Origin of the sequence: Sinorhizobium sojae CCBAU 05684 (genome assembly GCF_002288525.1) — a bacterium.
In the GTDB taxonomy this organism is placed as follows: domain Bacteria; phylum Pseudomonadota; class Alphaproteobacteria; order Rhizobiales; family Rhizobiaceae; genus Sinorhizobium; species Sinorhizobium sojae.
Map to the genome: position 1 here is coordinate 2148373 of NZ_CP023067.1, position 17499 is coordinate 2165871.

The following is a 17499-nucleotide window of genomic DNA, read 5'->3' on the forward strand; positions in this document are numbered from 1 at the left end:
AATTTGTTGGCCGCAAGATGGCGTCTGCCATAATGGGAGAAGACGCGGTCACCCTGGAAAAGCATTGTTTACAGCCGCCACGGCTCGGCTATCCTGCTTCTTGACTGCGGCATTTCCAATCAGGTTTCGCTCAATCAGGGGAGCAGGGGCAATGTGCGATGCGTGCGTCATTCAATCGGTAAAGGAGCGGATGCTTTCGAGGCGAGACTTCTTCCGCGCGGCCGCGGTCGGCACGGCCGGGATTGCGGCGGCAAGCATGGGAGCCGCGCCGCCGGCGCTTGCCGAGGGCCACGCCCGCGTTACCGACCTCACGCATGAGCTTCACGAGGAATTTCCGACCTACTTCGGTCAGCAGCAATTCTTCCGCGAGCAGAAGTTCAGCTTCGCCGAACACAAGTTCAACCTGTTCGAGCTCCGCGTGAACGAGCACACGGGCACTCATGTCGATGCACCGCTGCATTTCTCGGCCGACGGGCTGTCGGTTGCCGAACTTCCCGTCGAAAAGCTCGTCGTGCCGCTCTGCGTCGTCGACATCCGCAACAAGGCCGCGGCCGATCCGGAAGCCCAGGTGACCCCGGACGACATCAAGTCCTGGATGGCTGCAAACGGCGAGATCCCGGAAAACGCCTGTATCGCCATGCTCTCCGGCTGGGCCGATCATGTCGGCACGGACAAGTTCCGAAATGCCGATGCCGACGGCAAGATGCACTTCCCGGGCTTCCATGTAGAGGCCGCCAAATTTCTGCTGGAGGAAACGCAGGCCGCCGGCATCGCCGTCGACACGCTCTCGCTCGACCACGGGATTTCGCCCGATTTTGCCACGCATTACGCCTGGCTTCCCGGGGGCCGCTGGGGGCTCGAGGCCGCAGCCAATCTCGATCAGCTGCCGGCCAAAGGCGCAACACTCGTTCTCGGCGCCCCGAAGCACAGGGGCGGTACCGGCGGCCCGGCCCGCGTCTTCGCACTCGTCTGAGCAAAGGAGAGCGCATGAGCACCGTCGCGCCACCGTCCGATCCCGAAGCAAACCCTCGCGTCAAGGCGGTCTTCGACGACATCCGCGAGACACGCAAATCGGACTTCGTCAACAATATGTGGCTCTGGCTCGCTTTCGACCCGGATCTGCTGGAGCGCACCTGGGCGGAGGTCAAGGCGGTGATGGCGACGCCGTCGGCCCTCGATCCCCTTGTCAAGGAGATGCTTTATATCGCAGTTTCCGTCACCAACGGCTGCGGCTACTGCATTCATTCCCATACGGCTTCAGCCAAGGCGAAGGGTATGACGGAGGTGCAACACGCCGAGCTACTGCGGGTCATCTCGCTTGCCGCCAAGACCAATCAGCTCGCGACCGCGCTGCAGGTGCCGGTCGATGCGGTCTTCGACGCGAACGGCAACAATGATGCGCGCGGTGAAAATGCCAGTCTTTCCACAGGCTTGCTGAGCCCGGCAGAGAATCCGGAATAAAAGAGGAACATCCTTTCTGGCCTTTCGGCCCCGAATCACTACATTGGGCCGCATGAGCAAAGGTTTCGACGACATTCCCTTCTTCGACGAGGAGCCGGCACTGCGCAAGCCGCCCCCCGCCACAGGCGGGATCGCCGCGCGTGCCATGGCTGCCCGCGACAGGTCCAAGCGCCCGGATTATCTCTCCGGCCTCAACCCGGAACAGACGGACGCCGTCGAAACGCTCGAGGGCCCGGTATTGGTGCTCGCCGGCGCCGGCACCGGCAAGACGCGCGTGCTGACCACCCGCATCGCCCATATCCTTTCTACCGGCCGTGCCTATCCCTCGCAGATCCTCGCCGTCACCTTCACCAACAAGGCAGCGCGCGAGATGAAGGAGAGGATCGGCGTGCTCGTCGGCCATGCGGTCGAGGGCATGCCCTGGCTCGGCACCTTCCACTCGATCGGCGTCAAGCTCCTGCGCCGCCACGCGGAACTGGTGGGCCTGAGGTCCGATTTCACGATCCTCGACACCGACGACGTGGTGCGTCTCATCAAGCAGCTGATCCAGGCGGAAGGCCTCGACGACAAGCGCTGGCCGGCCAAGCAATTCGCCGGCATGATAGACAGCTGGAAGAACAAGGGCCTCGACCCCTCGCAGATTCCCGAGGGCGACGCCCGCGCCTTCGCCAACGGTAAGGGCCGCGAGCTCTACGCCGCCTATCAGAACCGGCTTCTGACGCTGAACGCCTGCGACTTCGGCGACCTGCTGCTGCACCCGATCCGGATGTTCCGCGCCAATCCGGACGTGCTCAAGGACTATCACGACAAGTTCCGCTACATCCTCGTCGACGAGTACCAGGACACCAACACGGCGCAGTATATGTGGCTGAGGCTCTTGGCACAGCGGCCGCAGGCCAAGTCCGGAGAGATATCTTCCAGTTCGAACAAGAACGGCGACGGTATAAACGTCCCGGGCGAAGCCCGAGCCAGCGAACGCTGGCCGGACGACGTTTCGTCCGCCCCCGCGGAGCGTAGCCGCGCAAGCGGCGACAGCGTGAGCGCGAAGAAACCCACACAACAAATCAATATTTGTTGTGTGGGCGACGACGACCAGTCGATCTATGGCTGGCGCGGGGCGGAGGTCGACAACATTCTGCGCTTCGAAAAGGACTTTCCCGGCGCCAAGGTCATCAAGCTGGAGCGCAACTACCGCTCGACCGAGCACATTCTCGGCGCCGCGTCGCACCTGATCGCCCACAATGAAGGCCGCCTAGGCAAGACGCTCTTCACCGAGCGCAGCAATCCGGACGACGAGAAGGTGCATGTGCACGCCGCCTGGGACTCCGAGGAGGAGGCCCGCGCCATCGGCGAAGAGATCGAGCAGCTCCAGCGGGGCAAGCACAATCTGAACGACATGGCGATCCTGGTGCGCGCCTCGTTCCAGATGCGCGAGTTCGAAGACCGCTTCGTCACCCTCGGCCTCAATTATCGCGTCATCGGCGGCCCGCGCTTCTATGAGCGGCTCGAGATCCGTGACGCCATGGCCTATTTCCGCCTGGTCTGCCAGCCGGCCGACGACCTTGCCTTCGAGCGCATCGTCAACACGCCAAAGCGCGGCCTTGGCGAAACCACGGTGCGCACGCTGCACGACTATGCGCGCAGCCGCGACATTCCGATGCTCGCTGCGGCAAGCGAAATCATCGAAACGGACGAGGTAAAGCCGAAGGCGCGCAAGGCCCTCTTCGACGTGGTCACCGATTTCCGCCGCTGGCAGACGCTGCTCGAGACGACGCCGCATACGGAACTTGCCGAACAGATTCTCGAGGAAAGCGGCTACACGGCGATGTGGCAGGCGGACAAGTCGGCCGAAGCCCCCGGACGCCTCGAAAACCTCAAGGAACTCATCCGCTCCATGGAGGCCTTCGAGTCGATGCGCGGCTTCCTGGAGCACGTCGCGCTGGTCATGGATGCCGAGCAGAACGAGGACATGGATGCCGTCTCGATCATGACGCTGCATTCGGCCAAGGGCCTGGAGTTCGATACGATCTTCCTGCCGGGCTGGGAGGAAGGGCTCTTCCCGCACCAGCGCGCGCTCGACGAGGGCGGCCGCGCCGGGCTCGAGGAGGAACGCCGCCTCGCCTATGTCGGCATCACCCGCGCCAAGCGACGCTGCCATATCTGGTTCGTCTCGAACCGTCGCATCCACGGCCTCTGGCAATCGACCATGCCGTCGCGCTTCCTCGACGAGCTGCCGATCGATCATGTGGAAGTGGCCGAGCAGGAAGCCTCCTATGGCGGCTATGGCCGCGGCGGCTACGGCCAGTCGCGCTTCGACAAGGCCGATCCTTTCGAGAACAGCTACCAGACGCCCGGCTGGAAGCGCGCCCAGCAGCACCGCTCGGATGCCACCCGCGACAACTGGGGCACCCGCTCCGGCCACGCCGTCGAACGCATCGGCTACGGCGAGTCCGGTCCGCGCACCCGCACCATCGACGGCGAGCTCGTCGCCAAGTCGACGACCGCGGAACCTTCCCGCTTCCAGGTCGGCGACCGCGTCTTCCACCTGAAATTCGGCAATGGCAACATCGCCGCCATCGAGGGCAACAAGCTGACGATCGACTTCGACCGTGCAGGACAGAAGCGGGTTTTGGACGGGTTTGTGGAAAGGGTGTGAACCCGCACTCAAATCACCATCCGATACATCACGAACCCCGACTTCTCGGCGAGCTTGTCATAAAGCTGCATCGCCGTGAGATTCGACTCGTGTGTCAGCCAGTAGACGCGTGACGTGCCGGCGCGTCGTGCGGCGTCGAACACGCCGTTGATCAGGGCCTGGCCGACCCCCCTCGCCTGGACGGCCTCACTGGTGAAGAGGTCCTGGAGATAGCAGTTCGGCTGGATTGCCGTGGTGCTGTGGTGAAAGATGTAGTGGGTGAGCCCGACCAGCCGGCCATTGTTTTCCGCGACCAGCGCATACATCGGCTCATAGGCATCGAAGAAGCGCGACCAGGTCATGAGGGTTATGTCCGCGTCGAGCGCCCTTTCACCGGAACGTCCGTTGGAGGCGTTGTAGTGCTCCCAGAGGACCAGCCACTGATCGTAGTCGTTGCGAACGACCGGACGGATGGAGACGTTTTCGCTCATCGTCGAACCCACAGGAAAGACCACCCTTTGCGGGGGCGCCAGCATAAACCCTCGAAATGACGCGGTCCATCAGCCGCTCATCACACATTGTCACCTCCGCGCGCCATTCGCGCGTGGCCTAAAGCCCATGAAATTGTCCTGGCGTTGAACCGCGCGTTAACCGCGGCTCAAGTCGCTGTCCACTAAAATTGCAGTGAATTTCTCCGACCTTCGTTAAGACCCCACCGGTACGAATCGGCATTGCTTATCGGCTGGAACTCAAGCCGCTTTTGATTTTTAGCACGACAGGCCGTTTCGAAATGACCTTTCTCCCTGCCGTATCCGTACTTGCGCTGTTGGCCATACTGCCGGTTCTCCTGTCCCTTGAACGCACTGCCGCCGGAACCCATGAGCTTTCGGCCGCCTGCGCTCTGTCGGCGGTTGCGATCGGACTTATGACCGTGGCGGCGGCGCTCGGAATGCCGCTTGCCGCGGTGTTCGGCTATGCGGCACTGATAGCCGCCGTCGTCTTCAAATTCCTCGCCTTCCGGCGTCTCCTCGCCCTGACGGCACCACCGGCTGTTTTCATAGCCGTCGCCCTTGCTGCCGGCACCGCCGGCCTCGTCGTTGCGATCGGCAGTCACGACGGTACCGCCGCGCGCGTGATCGTCGGCACCGGCCTCGGCGGCTGCCTTCTTCTCGTGATCGGTCTTCCGACCCTCGATCGCCGGGCGGCGGCCAAGCCCGCCTTCCGCCTTGCCGCCGTGGCAGCGCTGACGATCGCCTGTGTTTCCCTCATCCACGCCCTCGGCCCCATGTCCGCGGTGGCGCTCCAAGCTGCGCCCTCCCCCGCCGTCGCCTATGATTTCTCGCTGGCAGTCCTGCAGACGCTCGGCCTGCCGTCCCTTTTCCTGGCGTTGATTCTCACGCTCCAGAACCGCATGATCGCCGACCTCAAGACGGCGATCGCTCGCGACGAGCTCACGGGCGTTCTGTCGCGCGGGGCGCTGATCGAGAAGGGCGAGCGGATTCTCGCCTTCTGTCTTTCGCGCGATTGTCCGGCTTCGTTCCTGCTGCTCGATCTCGACTATTTCAAGCAGATCAACGATCACTACGGCCACGCCTGCGGCGACATGGCACTTGCCCATTTTGCCGAGACGGTCTCGGGCTTCCTTGGCGATCGCGGCGCCTTTGGGCGGATCGGCGGCGAGGAATTCGGCATCGTCCTGCCGAACCACACGGAGGAACAGGCGGCCGCTCTCGCCGAGGCGATCTGCCGCCTCGTGCGCGAAACACCGGCCGGCCGGACGCACCAGCGCGTCCGACTGACGGTCAGTATCGGTATCGCCGCCGCCGAGCCCGGCGATTCGTTCATGGACGTGATGATCCGCGCCGACATGGCGCTCTACGTGTCCAAGGCGGATGGCCGCGACCGCTGTTCGCGTGCCAGACACCGCCATGCCGACGCCAGTGCCCGCGCGCTCGCGGCGGCCGCCGCCCAATTGCGCCAGGCCGATATCTCCGGCCAGGAGCGAATGCGCCAGAGCGCATAGACACGATGATTTTAAGAAGTTAGCGCGGGATGCGGGCGGAAAACCGGGCACAGTTTTCCTCAACCCGCGCTAGCGGCGCGAGAGCGCTACAGCGCCGCGTCTTTTTAGACGCGCAAAGGTCGCTGTAACTCTTTGAATCTGCGCATCGTGCTTTCCGAAAATCGGTCGCGATCTTCGGGCCGATGCGCTATCGCAATCGGCGCCGTTTCCACCTATGTGAAAGCTATCGCCCATAGGAGGATAATCATGTTCCGCCGCATCCGCATCTTGGCCGTCGCCGCCCTCGCCCTTTCTGCCGCGGCCGTCGTCGCCGCCCGCGCCGAGACCGTCGGCGAAGTTGGTGTCGACTGGCTCGGCAACGACATCAAAATCGATGCCGTGCGCGATCCGAAAATCGGCGGCGTGACCTGCCACGTCACCTATTTCGACCGCAGCGTCATCGATCGCCTCAAGAACGGCAATTGGTTCGAGGATCCTTCGAACAATTCGATCGCCTGCCGGCAAACGGGTCCCATCACGATCGGCGGCATCGATCTGTCGAAAGAGGGAGAAGAGGTCTTTCGCTCCGGACTGTCGCTGATCTGGAAGGACCTGCTCGTGACCCGCATCTACGACAGGGCCAACGACACGCTCATCTATTTGGCGCATTCGCGCCAGGTGACGGATGGATCCGCCAAGATGTCGATCTCCACGGTTCCGCTTTTCGGACAGTCGGTCACCTGGGAAAACGGGCGTCCCGACTGATCCAGTCTCAGGACCCCGGAAAAAAGGGATGGCGAATGCCGCCATCCCGCTTCGTAGGATTCCCGTTTAAAGCGTCACCGCCTCGGGGGAACGATTCCGCGATAATACTGGCCCTCACCGGGCGTGTACTCCGGATAAGGATCGCGATCGATGGTCCGGCCATCGAAGATGCTGCCCGTGGGCATGAGGTCGATGCTGCCGGTCGGCATGCGATCGACATCGGCATCCGGTGTCACCGTAACCGGCGGCAACGACATCAGCGGCCGGCTCTCTGTTACCGGACGATTATGGGGATCGATGCCCTGATAATAACCGTCCGCGAAGGCCGGTGCAGCGCCTCCAACGAGCGCGGACGAGAGGACAAGTACGGGGATTGACGTCTTCAGAGATAGTCTCATAGCGTTCACACTCCTTTGTCCGTTAAGCATCCGGCCACCTACGAATGCCGAAATTCACACCGCCGCTGCCCTCGTCGGGCGCGCAAGACGGGCTACCGTTCTTTGCTTGTCGCGCATACTGTCCTTAAATCGGGTAACGATTTAAAGGGACGCGCAATGAGCTAACGCCACATTGTGGCGGATGTTTCGGCGCGAGCGTTGACGTTTGGTCACGTATGCTCATACGAGCGTGATGACATTTGCGCGGTATTTAGCTTGACGCACCTCCAAGGCGGGGCGATCCGCCCCCCGCCGCAATCGTTGCGGCACGAGCGGTTCAAATCGGCGGTCCGGAACTGTCCATTCACGGAACGGGCGCCGGAGGGATGATGCCCTGGTAATAATCGCCTTCTCCGCCCGCATGATATTCATTCAGATGCCGCTCACGGATCTCTGAGGGCGTCAGGTTGTAGATCGGCGCTGGACGAACATAGACCGGTCCCATGAGCGCCGGATCAACGTAAATGCTGCCCGTCGGCATCGTGTCCACGTAGACGCTTCCGGTGGGTGCGGGGTCGACATAATACGGGCTCACTGCCCGCGGCACGACAATGACCCTGTTCTGGGTTCCCGGCGGGTTATGCGGATCGATGCCGGTATAAAAACCGTTGGCAATGGCCGTGGTGGTAGCGCCAGCAAGGGCGCTAGTAAGTGCGAAGGCCGCTAAGGATGTTCTGAGCGATATACTCATAGCGAAGCTCCTGTTCTGATCAGCACCCGCAGGCGTTGCGAATGCTGGGAGTAGTCGCCATGATAACTCGTTTCCCGCTCTAGGTGTTCCTGTCTGCATCGGCGATGTGTCTTTTCGGAGAAGGGCCGCTCTCGCGGCCCTAAACGTCAGTGACGTGACAGCCTACGGGACGCCGCGCGTCATCCGGGACGGACGGCGCCGTAGGGCTATTGAATGGTGATTTCCGAATAGCGGTGCCGATGTTCGGCCGATGCGCTAGGCCGCCTGTGCCAGTTCGTCGGCGATAACCGTATCGAGATTGAGGAAGCAGACCATCGACTTCTCGAGCGCGACGATGCCGCGGCAGAAGGCGCGCTGGGCCTCCGGGATGATTTCCGGCGCCGGTTGCAGATCCTCTCCGCGAATGGTCATCATATCCGAGACCTGCTCGACGAGCAGGCCGACCAGCCTGCCGTTGATGTCGGTGACAATGATGGCCGCACGCTCCGACGGTTCCGTCATCTTCATGCCGAGGCGGCTCGCCATGTCGATAACCGGGATCACCGCGCCGCGCAGGTTGATGAGGCCGAGCACGTAGGGCGGCGTGTGCGGCATCGGCGTCACCGGCGCCCAGCCGCGGATTTCGCGGATGGCCATGATGTCGATGCAGAACTCCTGGTCTCCGAGGTGGAAGGAGACGATTTCGAGATAGGCACCGGTCTGTTTGATTGCGTTGCTCATGATTAGAATTCTTCCCAATTGTCACTGGACGGCGCGGCCGCCGATGTGTTGCCGAATGCGCCCGCCAACTTGCCCATGAGCGCCTTGGCGGGGGATGGAGCGGGTCGGGCGGATGCCTGCACGGGCGCGGGTTTGCGCAGCGACACCGGTCGTGCGGGCGCCGCCGCTGTCGCCGGCGCCTTCTCTGCCTTGGCCCCGCCGGTCTTCATCGCCGGCTGCGCCAGAGATGCCGTCGGAGCCGCGACGCGCATGGGGGTTTCGCGCATCTCACCATTGCGGAACTGGTTGACGAGTGCACTCAGCCTTTCGGCGTCCTGTGCAAGGGTGTGGCTCGCCGCATTGGTCTGCTCGACCATCGCAGCGTTCTGCTGCGTCATTTGGTCGAGCTGACCGACGGCCGTGTTGATCTCGTTCAGTCCGGTCTGCTGCTCCCGGGCCGCCACCACGATCGAACTCATGTGTTCGTTGATGCGCGCGACATTGACGCCGATGCGGCCGAGCGCGTCGCCCGTTGCCTGCACCAGCTTGACGCCGCTTCCGACTTCTTCGCCCGAGCGCGTGACCAGCGCCTTGATGTCCTTCGCCGCGCCGGCGGCCCGTTGGGCGAGCTCGCGAACCTCTTGGGCGACGACGGCAAAGCCCTTGCCCGCCTCGCCGGCCCGCGCCGCCTCAACGCCGGCGTTGAGCGCCAGCAGATTGGTCTGGAAGGCAATCTCGTCGATGACGTTGATGATCTTGCCGATTTCGTTGGACGCGCCTTCGATCCGCGCCATGGCGGCGATCGCTTCGCCGACGATACGGCCGGATTCCTCCGCATTCACGCGCGTCTCGCCGACCATGCGGCTCGCCTCCTCGGCGCGTTGTGTCGCCGTTTTCACCGTGGCGGTGATCTCCTCGAGTGCGGCGGATGTCTGCTCCAGCGAGGCGGCCTGCCTTTCCGTCCGGCGCGCCAGATCGTCGGCGGCGCTGCGCATCTGACGGCCATTGGCCTCGATCGAAACCGTGTTTTCCTTCACATCGGCAAGGGCATGGCTGAGCCGCTCGACCGCATTGTTGAAATCGCGCCGGAGCGCATCGAGGTCGCCCTCGAAGGGCTCGAGAATAGCAACGGCGAGGTTGCCCTCCGCGAGTTGATTGAGGGCACGTCCCAGGGCGTCGACGGCGGTCCTGATAAGGGCAACCGCCTGCTCGCGCTCGGTCGCCTGGCGCTCCCGCGCCCGGTCCATCTCCTGCCGGTCGGCGGCGGAGGATTGCTCGAGAGAGCGCGTTTCGATCGCCGCGGTACGGAACAGTTCGACCGAGCGCGCCATCTCGCCGATCTCGTCGCCACGCTCAAGCGTCGGCACCGCTGCAGAAAGATCGCCCGACTGGATCCGCCGCATGCTGTCGCGCAGACCGAGTATGCCGCGGCGAAGCACGCCACCGTGGAACCAGATCAGCGCAAGCATGCTGCCCATTGCCAGAATTCCGGCGATCGCCTGGAGGAACAGCGCATTGTTCGATTCCGCGCGCGCCTCGTCAATTCGTTCGGCGGCGAGTTCGCCGGCAGTTTCAGCTATTTCGGTCAGCACCGCGCCCATGCGCTCGCCGGCACCGTCGATCACGTCGTCGATGCGCGCGAAATCCGCCGCAGGCGCCCCAGCTTCCACCATCTGCTTCAGGTCGACCTCGACGGCCTTGCGCATTTCGGCAAGGTCGCTCCCGAATGTCGAAAGGAGCTGCTCCTTGCCGACAAGGCGCGCCAGCGCTTCCAGATCCTTCGTCTTCGCATCCAGCAAGGCGAGCGACGTCTTCATCCCTGTCAGGCGCTCCGGCCGTATCTGGCGCTCTTCGCGATCGATGATCGTATCCATGGCGATCAGCACGACCTCGATGCCGGCGAAGCGCATTTTCTCGGCCATGCTCATGCCGTGTTCCGCGACCAGCGCCTTCTCGAGGGCCTCCTCCGACCGGCTGTTCTGATACCAGCTTACCGCCAGCACGGAGCCGAAACCGAGCAAGGCGGCACCTGCAAGTGTCGCCAACCTCTGGCTGACCGAAAGGTGGCGCTTGGCGGTGGAATGTTCGTTCATGGATGGGGAGCCCGTGACACGGACCTGCCGCCGCCGGCATGGTCCTTGGTTGCGGTCGATGCGGAAGCCGGACTTGATCAAACCGGGTGACGTCATGTCAGAGGGAAGCGGTGCACTTCTCCGCACTGACGGACTTTGGCAAACAGACCTTAACCATTCGCTAAAACAAGCCCCCGATCATCGGAGACAATCTGCAAATTGCCGATTTCCTTCCCGCACGACGATGCTATGATCCGTGCATGCGTACGGAAACGAAGAAAGCGATCTCTCCCCTCGTCATTGCCTTCATCGGGGCGGTGCTCACGCTCGTCTCTCTGTTCGCGTTTCAGGGCTGGATTGCGCATGGCGCGGACATCTTCCTCTCGCTTGCGCAGGCCGGCCTTTCCTGGTGCTTCTGAGCCGGGGGAAGGCTCCACACCTTTCGATCAGCCAGCGTTACGCCATTGCGGTAGAGCCTCTTTCCCGCGATGCCTGCGGCAATTGTACCTTTGCGCGGAACTGAGTGACACGGTATCAAGGCTTGCGCATTTTCGACGGCGGACGATGGGCCGCAACGGACCGGTGGCAATGATGAAATCCATACGTATCGTTCTCTGGGCAGCCATCCTCGTCATGGTGGCCGTTCTCGGCTGGCTGACCTACGACATGACGCAGTCCAGGCAGCAGGCATCCTCCGGCCCCTTCGGCGTGCCCTTCACGCTCGTGGCCGAGGACGGCCAGCCGATCACCGAAAAGGCGTTTGCCGGCAAGCCAACCGCGCTTTTCTTCGGCTTCACTCATTGCCCCGAAGTCTGCCCGACGACGCTGTTCGAATTGAACGGCTGGCTGGAGAAGGTCGACCCCGAGGGCGACAGGCTGCAGGCCTATTTCATCACCGTCGACCCGGAGCGCGACACGCCGGATATTCTCGCCCAGTACGTTTCGAACGTCTCCAACCGCATCACCGGTATTTCCGGCTCTCCCGACAAGGTCCTGGAAATGGTCAAGGGCTACCGCGTCTACTACAAGAAGGTGCCGACCGACGAGGCAACCCCAGACGGCGACTACACTATGGACCACACCGCCTCGGTTTTCCTGCTCGACGCGAATGGACAGTTCAGCGGCACGATCGCCTATGGCGAGAACCCGGATACCGCCGTCAGGAAGCTTGAAAACCTGATCAAGGGCTGATTTCACCCCGTTCCATTCCGCTCGAAAATCGAGTGCTTTGCCTTCGCGTCGCATTCGTGATAGCGGCGGATCGACTCTACGGCGCCGCGCGTCTTATCAGCCGCGCAGAGCTTGCTGGAGCACTTGGAATTGCCGCATGCGTTTTCCTTGAATCGAAGGACATGCAGGTAGCGCTGCGCGCCCCGCAAGGGCGCTGCCGTAGCAGAAGGAAAGAAGCTTGAGCGAGATACGCCTTTTCGTCAGCACCACGGAGAAGCAGGCTGGGGCCGTTCTCGACATCATGACCGCAGTCTTCGGAGAAGAGGACTTTGCGATCGCGACGATGGAGATCGACGAGACGCGCGACGTCTGGGAGGCCTCAATCTATATGATGGCGGACGAGGAAGCGGAGGTGAAGGCGCGGCTCGAAGAGGCGCTCCAGCCCGGCTTCTCCCATCTCCCGATCGAACGGGAGGTGTTGCCGGACATCGACTGGATCGCCAAATCGCTTGAGGGCCTCGCTCCAGTGCGTGCCGGTCGCTTCGTCGTGCACGGCTCCCATGATCGCGACAAGGTGAAGACCGGCGAGGTCGCCATTGAAATCGATGCCGGCCAGGCCTTCGGCACCGGCCATCACGGGACGACCGCCGGCTGTCTGGAAATGCTCGCTTCCGTCGCACGGACACGGCGCATCCGAAACGTCCTCGATCTCGGCACCGGCAGCGGCGTGCTGGCGATTGCCGCCCGGAAGCTCCTGCATGTGCCGGTGCTCGCGACCGATATCGATCCGATCGCAACCCGCGTCGCCACCGAGAACGCACGCCGCAACGGTGTTGTGACGGGGCTTGCCTTCGCGACCGCGCCGGGCTTTCACTCCACGACCTTCAGCGCCAACGGCCCCTTTGATCTGATCATCGCCAATATCCTGGCGCGGCCGCTGATGAAGATGGCGCCTGAACTCGTCGCCAACCTCGCCCCCGGCGGCTCGGTCATTCTCTCCGGCATCCTGGCAGAGCAGCGCTGGAAAGTGCTCGCCGCCTATAACGGCCAGCATCTCGAACATGTGCGCACGATCTGGCGCAACGGCTGGGTGACGATCCATCTGGCGAAGTAGCGTAAGTCGCAGGCGCCGGGCTTGCGTGCAACTTCCTCGGACTCGTTCCTTCCAGTGCTTGTCACAGAGATGAGAGTCCGAGAGGCTTGGCGGCCCCCGAAAGACGAAAAGGCCACCCGGTCGATCATGAACGGGTGGCCTTTTCGAAACAAAGGCGATGCCGGAGCATCGCCCGCTGGCCGATCGAGACCGACCAGTTGCCCGCGAGCCTGAGGAGGAGGAGCGCTCGAGCGGGCTCTACCGTTCCGAAGTTGGCCACCCTGAGGGAGGAGGAGAACAGATGACCAACCATTCTCGGAACTGCAGCTTTTTTGAACCGGGAACGGTCGTCCCTGTTCGTTGGGCGCGCTTATAACCCATAAATTCTGTAGGGAAAGATGTTTTTCTCGCATGGGTGCCATGCGCCTGGCGCATAAATATGACAAATGGGCTCGATCAAGGACAAGCAGTCGGACCGGCAGGATATCGCCTCTTTCCCCTGAAGCGGGCTTTCCGCTAACATGGCGAACTCACCCGCGATCTCGCCAAACCTCACCGGACGTATCCATGTTTCAATCCTTCGAAGTCACCTCCACGCCCCAGTTCGGCAGGGAGCGCATCGCGGCCTTGCGCTCTGCTTTCGCGCCGCTCGGCATCGACGGCTTTCTCGTGCCGCGCGCCGATGAATTCCAGGGCGAATACGTGCCAGCCTGCTCCGAGCGGCTTTCCTGGCTGACCGGCTTCACCGGCTCGGCCGGCGTCGCGCTCGTCACGGAGCGTGAGGCGATCGTCTTCGTCGACGGCCGTTACGTCACTCAGCTCAAGGAGCAGGTCGATGCAAGCGTCTTCACAGGAGGCGATCTCGTCGGCGAGCCGCCGCATGTCTGGCTGGAACGCCATGCGCCGACGCGCTTCCGTCTCGGCATCGATCCCTGGCTGCATACCGCGGCCGAAGTCCGCCGCCTGGAAAAGGCGCTTGCGGCGATCGACGGCAAGCTCGTCTTTCTGGGAGACAATCCGCTCGACCGGATCTGGACCGACCGACCCCCCGCCCCCCTCGGTCGCGTAACGATCCAGCCGCTCGAGCATGCCGGTCGGCTGGCGAAGGACAAGCTTGCGGAGATTGCCGCATCTGTCGGGAGGGCGAAGGCGGCGGCCGTCGTGCTGACCGATCCCTCCTCCGTCGCCTGGGCGTTCAATATCCGCGGGAGCGACGTGCCGCATACGCCGCATCCGCTGGCACGCGCCATCATCCAGGCGAATGGAAGCGCCGAAATCTTCCTCGACAAGCGGAAGACCGGGATAGAACAGGAAGCCTACCTCACGCAGCTCGCCGACATCCTGCCGCCGGCCAGTTTCGAGGATCGCCTCGTGACGCTTGCTTCGAGCGGTGCAGCGATCATGGTCGATCCGGATCTCTCGCCGTTCGCGATCGGCGAACTGATCCGCAGCAAGGGTGGCGTGGCCATCGAAGCAACCGATCCGGCCCGCCTGCCGCGCGCCTGCAAGAATGCGGCGGAGATCGCCGGAGCGGTCCGCGCCCACCTGCAGGACGGGGCCGCGATGGTCGAATTCCTAGCCTGGCTCGACATGGCCGACCCCGGCAGCATCACGGAAATCGGCGCGGCGAAGCGACTGGAGGCCCTGCGTACCGCAGTCGGCGAACGCATGCAGAACCCGTTGAGGGACATCTCCTTCGACACCATCGCCGGCGCCGGTGGGCATGCGGCGATCATGCATTACCGGGTGACGACGGATACCGACCAGGCAATCGAGGCCGGGACCATGTTCCTGATCGATTCCGGCGCGCAATATGTCAACGGCACCACGGACATCACCCGCACGGTGGCAATCGGTTCCGTGCCGGAGGAGCAGAAGCGCTTCTTCACCCTGGTCCTGAAAGGCATGATCGCCATCAGCACTTCTCGCTTCCCAAAGGGCACGCGCGGCGTGGATCTCGATCCGCTCGCCCGCATCGCGCTATGGAAGGCCGGCGCCGACTATGCCCACGGCACGGGCCACGGCGTCGGCTCCTATCTGTCCGTGCATGAGGGGCCGCAGCGGATCGCCCGCCTCGCGACCCAGGAATTGCTGCCGGGTATGATCCTCTCGAACGAGCCGGGCTACTACCGCCCCGGTGCCTTCGGCATCCGCATCGAGAACCTCATCGCCGTCAGGGAGGCGGCCGAGATCGAAGGCGGCGACCAGCCCATGCTCGGCTTCGACACCCTGACCTATTGCCCGATCGATCGCCGGCTGGTGCTGCCGGCGCTGCTGACGGACGAGGAACTGGCCTGGCTCAACGATTATCACGCCGAGACGCGCGAAAAGCTGATGCCCTTGATTGCCGATGAGGAGACGCGCACTTGGCTGACGGCCGCTACGCAAGCGATCCGCCGCTGAGCCACAGCGCCCGCGCGTCTTTTCAGACGCGCAAAGGTCGCTGTAGCTCTTTGATTCGGTGCATCGGGCTTTCCGAAAATCGGGTCCGATTTTCGGGCCGATGCACCACGCGAAACTGAAAGAAGAGAAGGGAGGCCCGGCGGCGTGGGTGGGGCTACAGGGGCAACCGGGCCTCCGTTGGGAGGTTCGATGTCTCAACCAACGCCACCGTCATATTTCACGCAGAGCCGTCGCGTAACCCGGGAATTCTACGGGTTCTGCACGATTTTTCGACGGAAATCGCAATTTCCGGTCCCGCAATCCTTCAAGAAACGTGAAAAGCGCGGCGTTGCCGGCCTGCCGGGTCAGATTCCAAGCAAACGTTTCGCCTCGCCGAGCGCTGCCTCTGAACCGGCATGATCGCCGGCATTGTGCAGCTCTTCCCCCTGCTGGCGCAATTGCTTGACCCTGTTCATGTCGGCCTCGGAAAGAGAAGCCGTCTGCAGGGCCGCGTCGATCTCCGCCATTTGGCTTGGGCAGGAATTTGCAAAAACAGTTACAGGCGCGAGCGCCAGAAAAAGGGCAATCGAGATCCTGGTCAACATGGTTGCTTCCTCCACAACCGGCGGCCTGTTCCGCTCGCCGGCAACGGGAGCATGATAATCCGCGCCCGGCCCGTCGCCAAATCCCGATACCGTGATGTGCCGTAATGACGGCTACAGCGCCGCGCGTCTTTCTAAACGCGCAAAGGTCGCTGAAACTTTTTGAATCTGCGCATCGAGCTTTCCGGGAACCGGTTCCGATTTTCAGGCCGATGCGCTAGAGGAAGCCATGCCGGATCGCCATCACCACAGCCCAGCCGACGACCAGCATCCGGAGCGTCGAAAAGCGGAGCCCGACGGCGAAGGCGACCAGCATCGATGCCGCAACATCGATCCCGCCATAGACGAAGGCGGGCGCCACCAGCGTCGTCAGTACCGCCGCCGGCACGGCATTGAGCGCCGCTTCGAGGCGCGGCGGAATGTGCTTCAACCGGGTGATCAGCACATAGCCGCCGACCCGGGTCGCAAAGGTCGCGACCGCCGCGGCAAGGATGACATAGATCAGATCGAGATGCTGGGCGGCGTCCATGGCTCAGTTCTCCTGCTCCACCGGATCGCGTTTTCCCTCCGCCCGCTCATTAGGCAGGCAGGCGGCGAGGACGATGCCGGCGAGCGCGCCGATGCTGACATGCCAGGGCGAACCGACGAAATGCATGGCCGCGACCGAGGCGACCGCACTGGCCGCCACCACCGGCAGGAAGCGGTCGCGCCTGCGGAAGCCGAGCACGAGCCCGAGAAAATAGATCGGCAGCAGCACGTCGAGCCCGATCGCCTGCGGATCGCCGATCATCTGCCCGAAGACCGCGCCCACCGCCGTGGTGACGAGCCATAGGAAATAGATGACAAGGGCGAAGCCGAGATACCAGGAGAAGGTCACGGGAAGACCGCGCTCCGCCCGCCTTTCGCTCTCGGCATATTGAGGGTCGACGAGCAGGAAGAAAGCGAAGAACTTCTGAATTGGCGTGTAATGTTTGACGTGCCTCGCAAGCGAGGCCGAATAGAGCACGTGCCGGAAATTGACCGCGAAGATCGAAAGCACGATCAGCCACGGCTGGACACGGTTGCCGAAAAGCTCGATGCCGACCATCTGACTGGCGCCCGCGTAGACGGTCGCGCTCATCAGCACCGCGTCGGCAATCGAAAAGCCGTTTTCAACCGCCAGCGCACCGAACAAAGCGCCAAATGGCGATGCCGCCACGATAACGGGGAATCCCTCGCGCAGGCCCTCGCGAAATTCACCTCTGTTCATGAGAATCCTCCGGCGGACACCAAGGGCGTTAAGGCGCATCGGCAAGCCGCTTCGGACAGATAGGAGCTACGGCAGAAAACGACAATTCAATTAGGCTGATGCAATGATTGAATCTTCTGATGGTTGGAAAAGCGATCGTCGCCGCTGCTGTTCACAGCGACGCGACCGCGCATCCGCACAGATGGTGCCTTGCCGACGGTGACGCTTCTTTGGATGGCTGCGCCGTGGTGGGGGCGTCTCC

At 63.0% G+C, this 17499-nt stretch carries 17 protein-coding genes; 9 read left to right on the top strand and 8 right to left on the bottom strand.

The features are described 5' to 3' along the window. Positions 1-151: 151 nt before the first annotated feature. Genes SJ05684_RS10610 through SJ05684_RS10620 form a run of 3 tightly spaced genes read left to right on the top strand, consistent with a single transcriptional unit; the run spans position 152 to position 4117 of the window. Positions 152-973, top strand: a complete 822-nt coding sequence (locus tag SJ05684_RS10610) for a cyclase family protein (protein ID WP_034851109.1) — start codon at positions 152-154, stop codon at positions 971-973. A 14-nt stretch (positions 974-987) separates the two neighbouring features. Next, on the top strand, positions 988-1461 hold the full coding sequence (locus SJ05684_RS10615; protein WP_244426586.1) for a carboxymuconolactone decarboxylase family protein: 474 nt from the start codon (positions 988-990) through the stop codon (positions 1459-1461). 52 nt (positions 1462-1513) lie between these two features. After that, positions 1514-4117, top strand: a complete 2604-nt coding sequence (locus SJ05684_RS10620) for an ATP-dependent helicase (protein WP_034851184.1) — start codon at positions 1514-1516, stop codon at positions 4115-4117. Between the two features lie 8 nt (positions 4118-4125). On the opposite strand, the gene SJ05684_RS10625 is transcribed toward SJ05684_RS10620, so the two are convergent. Then, entirely contained in the window at positions 4126-4587 is a 462-nt protein-coding gene (locus tag SJ05684_RS10625) for a GNAT family N-acetyltransferase (protein ID WP_034851186.1), read from the bottom strand. Positions 4588-4886: 299 nt separating this feature from the next. Between SJ05684_RS10625 and SJ05684_RS10630 the strand changes: the two genes are divergently transcribed. Both SJ05684_RS10630 and SJ05684_RS10635 read left to right on the top strand, forming a co-directional pair. Beyond that, positions 4887-6119 (top strand): GGDEF domain-containing protein, encoded by a 1233-nt coding sequence (locus tag SJ05684_RS10630; RefSeq protein ID WP_034851188.1) that lies wholly within the window; start codon positions 4887-4889, stop codon positions 6117-6119. 246 nt (positions 6120-6365) lie between these two features. Beyond that, positions 6366-6863, top strand: coding sequence for a CreA family protein (locus tag SJ05684_RS10635; RefSeq protein WP_034851110.1), 498 nt, complete (start codon positions 6366-6368; stop codon positions 6861-6863). 74 nt (positions 6864-6937) lie between these two features. Here SJ05684_RS10635 and SJ05684_RS10640 read toward each other — a convergent pair whose 3' ends face one another. From SJ05684_RS10640 to SJ05684_RS10655, 4 genes are all read right to left on the bottom strand, one after another. After that, positions 6938-7261 carry a hypothetical protein gene (locus SJ05684_RS10640; RefSeq protein WP_034851112.1) on the bottom strand — a complete coding sequence of 108 codons (324 nt, stop codon included), beginning with the start codon at positions 7259-7261 and terminating at the stop codon, positions 6938-6940. 343 nt (positions 7262-7604) lie between these two features. Then, complete coding sequence (locus tag SJ05684_RS10645; protein ID WP_034851115.1) at positions 7605-7991, bottom strand: hypothetical protein; 387 nt, start codon at positions 7989-7991, stop codon at positions 7605-7607. Positions 7992-8246: 255 nt separating this feature from the next. Continuing rightward, positions 8247-8711 carry a chemotaxis protein CheW gene (locus SJ05684_RS10650; RefSeq protein ID WP_034851117.1) on the bottom strand — a complete coding sequence of 155 codons (465 nt, stop codon included), beginning with the start codon at positions 8709-8711 and terminating at the stop codon, positions 8247-8249. 2 nt (positions 8712-8713) lie between these two features. Then, on the bottom strand, positions 8714-10783 hold the full coding sequence (locus tag SJ05684_RS10655; RefSeq protein ID WP_034851190.1) for a methyl-accepting chemotaxis protein: 2070 nt from the start codon (positions 10781-10783) through the stop codon (positions 8714-8716). A 239-nt stretch (positions 10784-11022) separates the two neighbouring features. Between SJ05684_RS10655 and SJ05684_RS30000 the strand changes: the two genes are divergently transcribed. From SJ05684_RS30000 to SJ05684_RS10680, 4 genes are all read left to right on the top strand, one after another. Further along, positions 11023-11181 carry a hypothetical protein gene (locus tag SJ05684_RS30000; protein WP_034851119.1) on the top strand — a complete coding sequence of 53 codons (159 nt, stop codon included), beginning with the start codon at positions 11023-11025 and terminating at the stop codon, positions 11179-11181. Between the two features lie 172 nt (positions 11182-11353). Then, positions 11354-11953 (top strand): SCO family protein, encoded by a 600-nt coding sequence (locus tag SJ05684_RS10665; RefSeq protein WP_034851191.1) that lies wholly within the window; start codon positions 11354-11356, stop codon positions 11951-11953. Positions 11954-12170: 217 nt separating this feature from the next. Next, entirely contained in the window at positions 12171-13046 is an 876-nt protein-coding gene (locus SJ05684_RS10675; protein ID WP_034851122.1) for a 50S ribosomal protein L11 methyltransferase, read from the top strand. 546 nt (positions 13047-13592) lie between these two features. Continuing rightward, positions 13593-15428 carry an aminopeptidase P family protein gene (locus SJ05684_RS10680; RefSeq protein ID WP_034851123.1) on the top strand — a complete coding sequence of 612 codons (1836 nt, stop codon included), beginning with the start codon at positions 13593-13595 and terminating at the stop codon, positions 15426-15428. Between the two features lie 344 nt (positions 15429-15772). Here the strand turns inward: SJ05684_RS10680 and SJ05684_RS10685 are convergent, their stop codons facing one another. The 3 genes from SJ05684_RS10685 to SJ05684_RS10695 all read right to left on the bottom strand — a co-directional run bounded on the left by SJ05684_RS10685 (position 15773) and on the right by SJ05684_RS10695 (position 17258). Then, the gene (locus tag SJ05684_RS10685) at positions 15773-16012 is read right to left on the bottom strand and encodes a PA2433 domain-containing protein (protein ID WP_034851125.1); all 240 of its coding nucleotides are present in this window, start codon (positions 16010-16012) and stop codon (positions 15773-15775) included. A 214-nt stretch (positions 16013-16226) separates the two neighbouring features. Then, positions 16227-16538, bottom strand: a complete 312-nt coding sequence (locus tag SJ05684_RS10690) for an AzlD family protein (protein WP_034851127.1) — start codon at positions 16536-16538, stop codon at positions 16227-16229. Between the two features lie 3 nt (positions 16539-16541). Beyond that, positions 16542-17258: an AzlC family ABC transporter permease gene (locus SJ05684_RS10695; protein ID WP_034851129.1), complete on the bottom strand. Its 717-nt coding sequence runs from the start codon at positions 17256-17258 to the stop codon at positions 16542-16544. Between the last annotated feature and the right edge of the window lie 241 nt (positions 17259-17499).

Excerpts from the sequence above, each read along its gene's own strand:
- SJ05684_RS10610 (WP_034851109.1), top strand. The coding sequence starts at position 152 with ATGTGCGATGCGTGCGTCATTCAATCGGTAAAGGAGCGGATGCTTTCG.
- SJ05684_RS10615 (WP_244426586.1), top strand. The coding sequence starts at position 988 with ATGAGCACCGTCGCGCCACCGTCCGATCCCGAAGCAAACCCTCGCGTC.
- SJ05684_RS10620 (WP_034851184.1), top strand. The coding sequence starts at position 1,514 with ATGAGCAAAGGTTTCGACGACATTCCCTTCTTCGACGAGGAGCCGGCA.
- SJ05684_RS10625 (WP_034851186.1), bottom strand. The coding sequence starts at position 4,587 with ATGAGCGAAAACGTCTCCATCCGTCCGGTCGTTCGCAACGACTACGAT.
- SJ05684_RS10630 (WP_034851188.1), top strand. The coding sequence starts at position 4,887 with ATGACCTTTCTCCCTGCCGTATCCGTACTTGCGCTGTTGGCCATACTG.
- SJ05684_RS10635 (WP_034851110.1), top strand. The coding sequence starts at position 6,366 with ATGTTCCGCCGCATCCGCATCTTGGCCGTCGCCGCCCTCGCCCTTTCT.
- SJ05684_RS10640 (WP_034851112.1), bottom strand. The coding sequence starts at position 7,261 with ATGAGACTATCTCTGAAGACGTCAATCCCCGTACTTGTCCTCTCGTCC.
- SJ05684_RS10645 (WP_034851115.1), bottom strand. The coding sequence starts at position 7,991 with ATGAGTATATCGCTCAGAACATCCTTAGCGGCCTTCGCACTTACTAGC.
- SJ05684_RS10650 (WP_034851117.1), bottom strand. The coding sequence starts at position 8,711 with ATGAGCAACGCAATCAAACAGACCGGTGCCTATCTCGAAATCGTCTCC.
- SJ05684_RS10655 (WP_034851190.1), bottom strand. The coding sequence starts at position 10,783 with ATGAACGAACATTCCACCGCCAAGCGCCACCTTTCGGTCAGCCAGAGG.
- SJ05684_RS30000 (WP_034851119.1), top strand. The coding sequence starts at position 11,023 with ATGCGTACGGAAACGAAGAAAGCGATCTCTCCCCTCGTCATTGCCTTC.
- SJ05684_RS10665 (WP_034851191.1), top strand. The coding sequence starts at position 11,354 with ATGAAATCCATACGTATCGTTCTCTGGGCAGCCATCCTCGTCATGGTG.
- SJ05684_RS10680 (WP_034851123.1), top strand. The coding sequence starts at position 13,593 with ATGTTTCAATCCTTCGAAGTCACCTCCACGCCCCAGTTCGGCAGGGAG.
- SJ05684_RS10685 (WP_034851125.1), bottom strand. The coding sequence starts at position 16,012 with ATGTTGACCAGGATCTCGATTGCCCTTTTTCTGGCGCTCGCGCCTGTA.
- SJ05684_RS10690 (WP_034851127.1), bottom strand. The coding sequence starts at position 16,538 with ATGGACGCCGCCCAGCATCTCGATCTGATCTATGTCATCCTTGCCGCG.
- SJ05684_RS10695 (WP_034851129.1), bottom strand. The coding sequence starts at position 17,258 with ATGAACAGAGGTGAATTTCGCGAGGGCCTGCGCGAGGGATTCCCCGTT.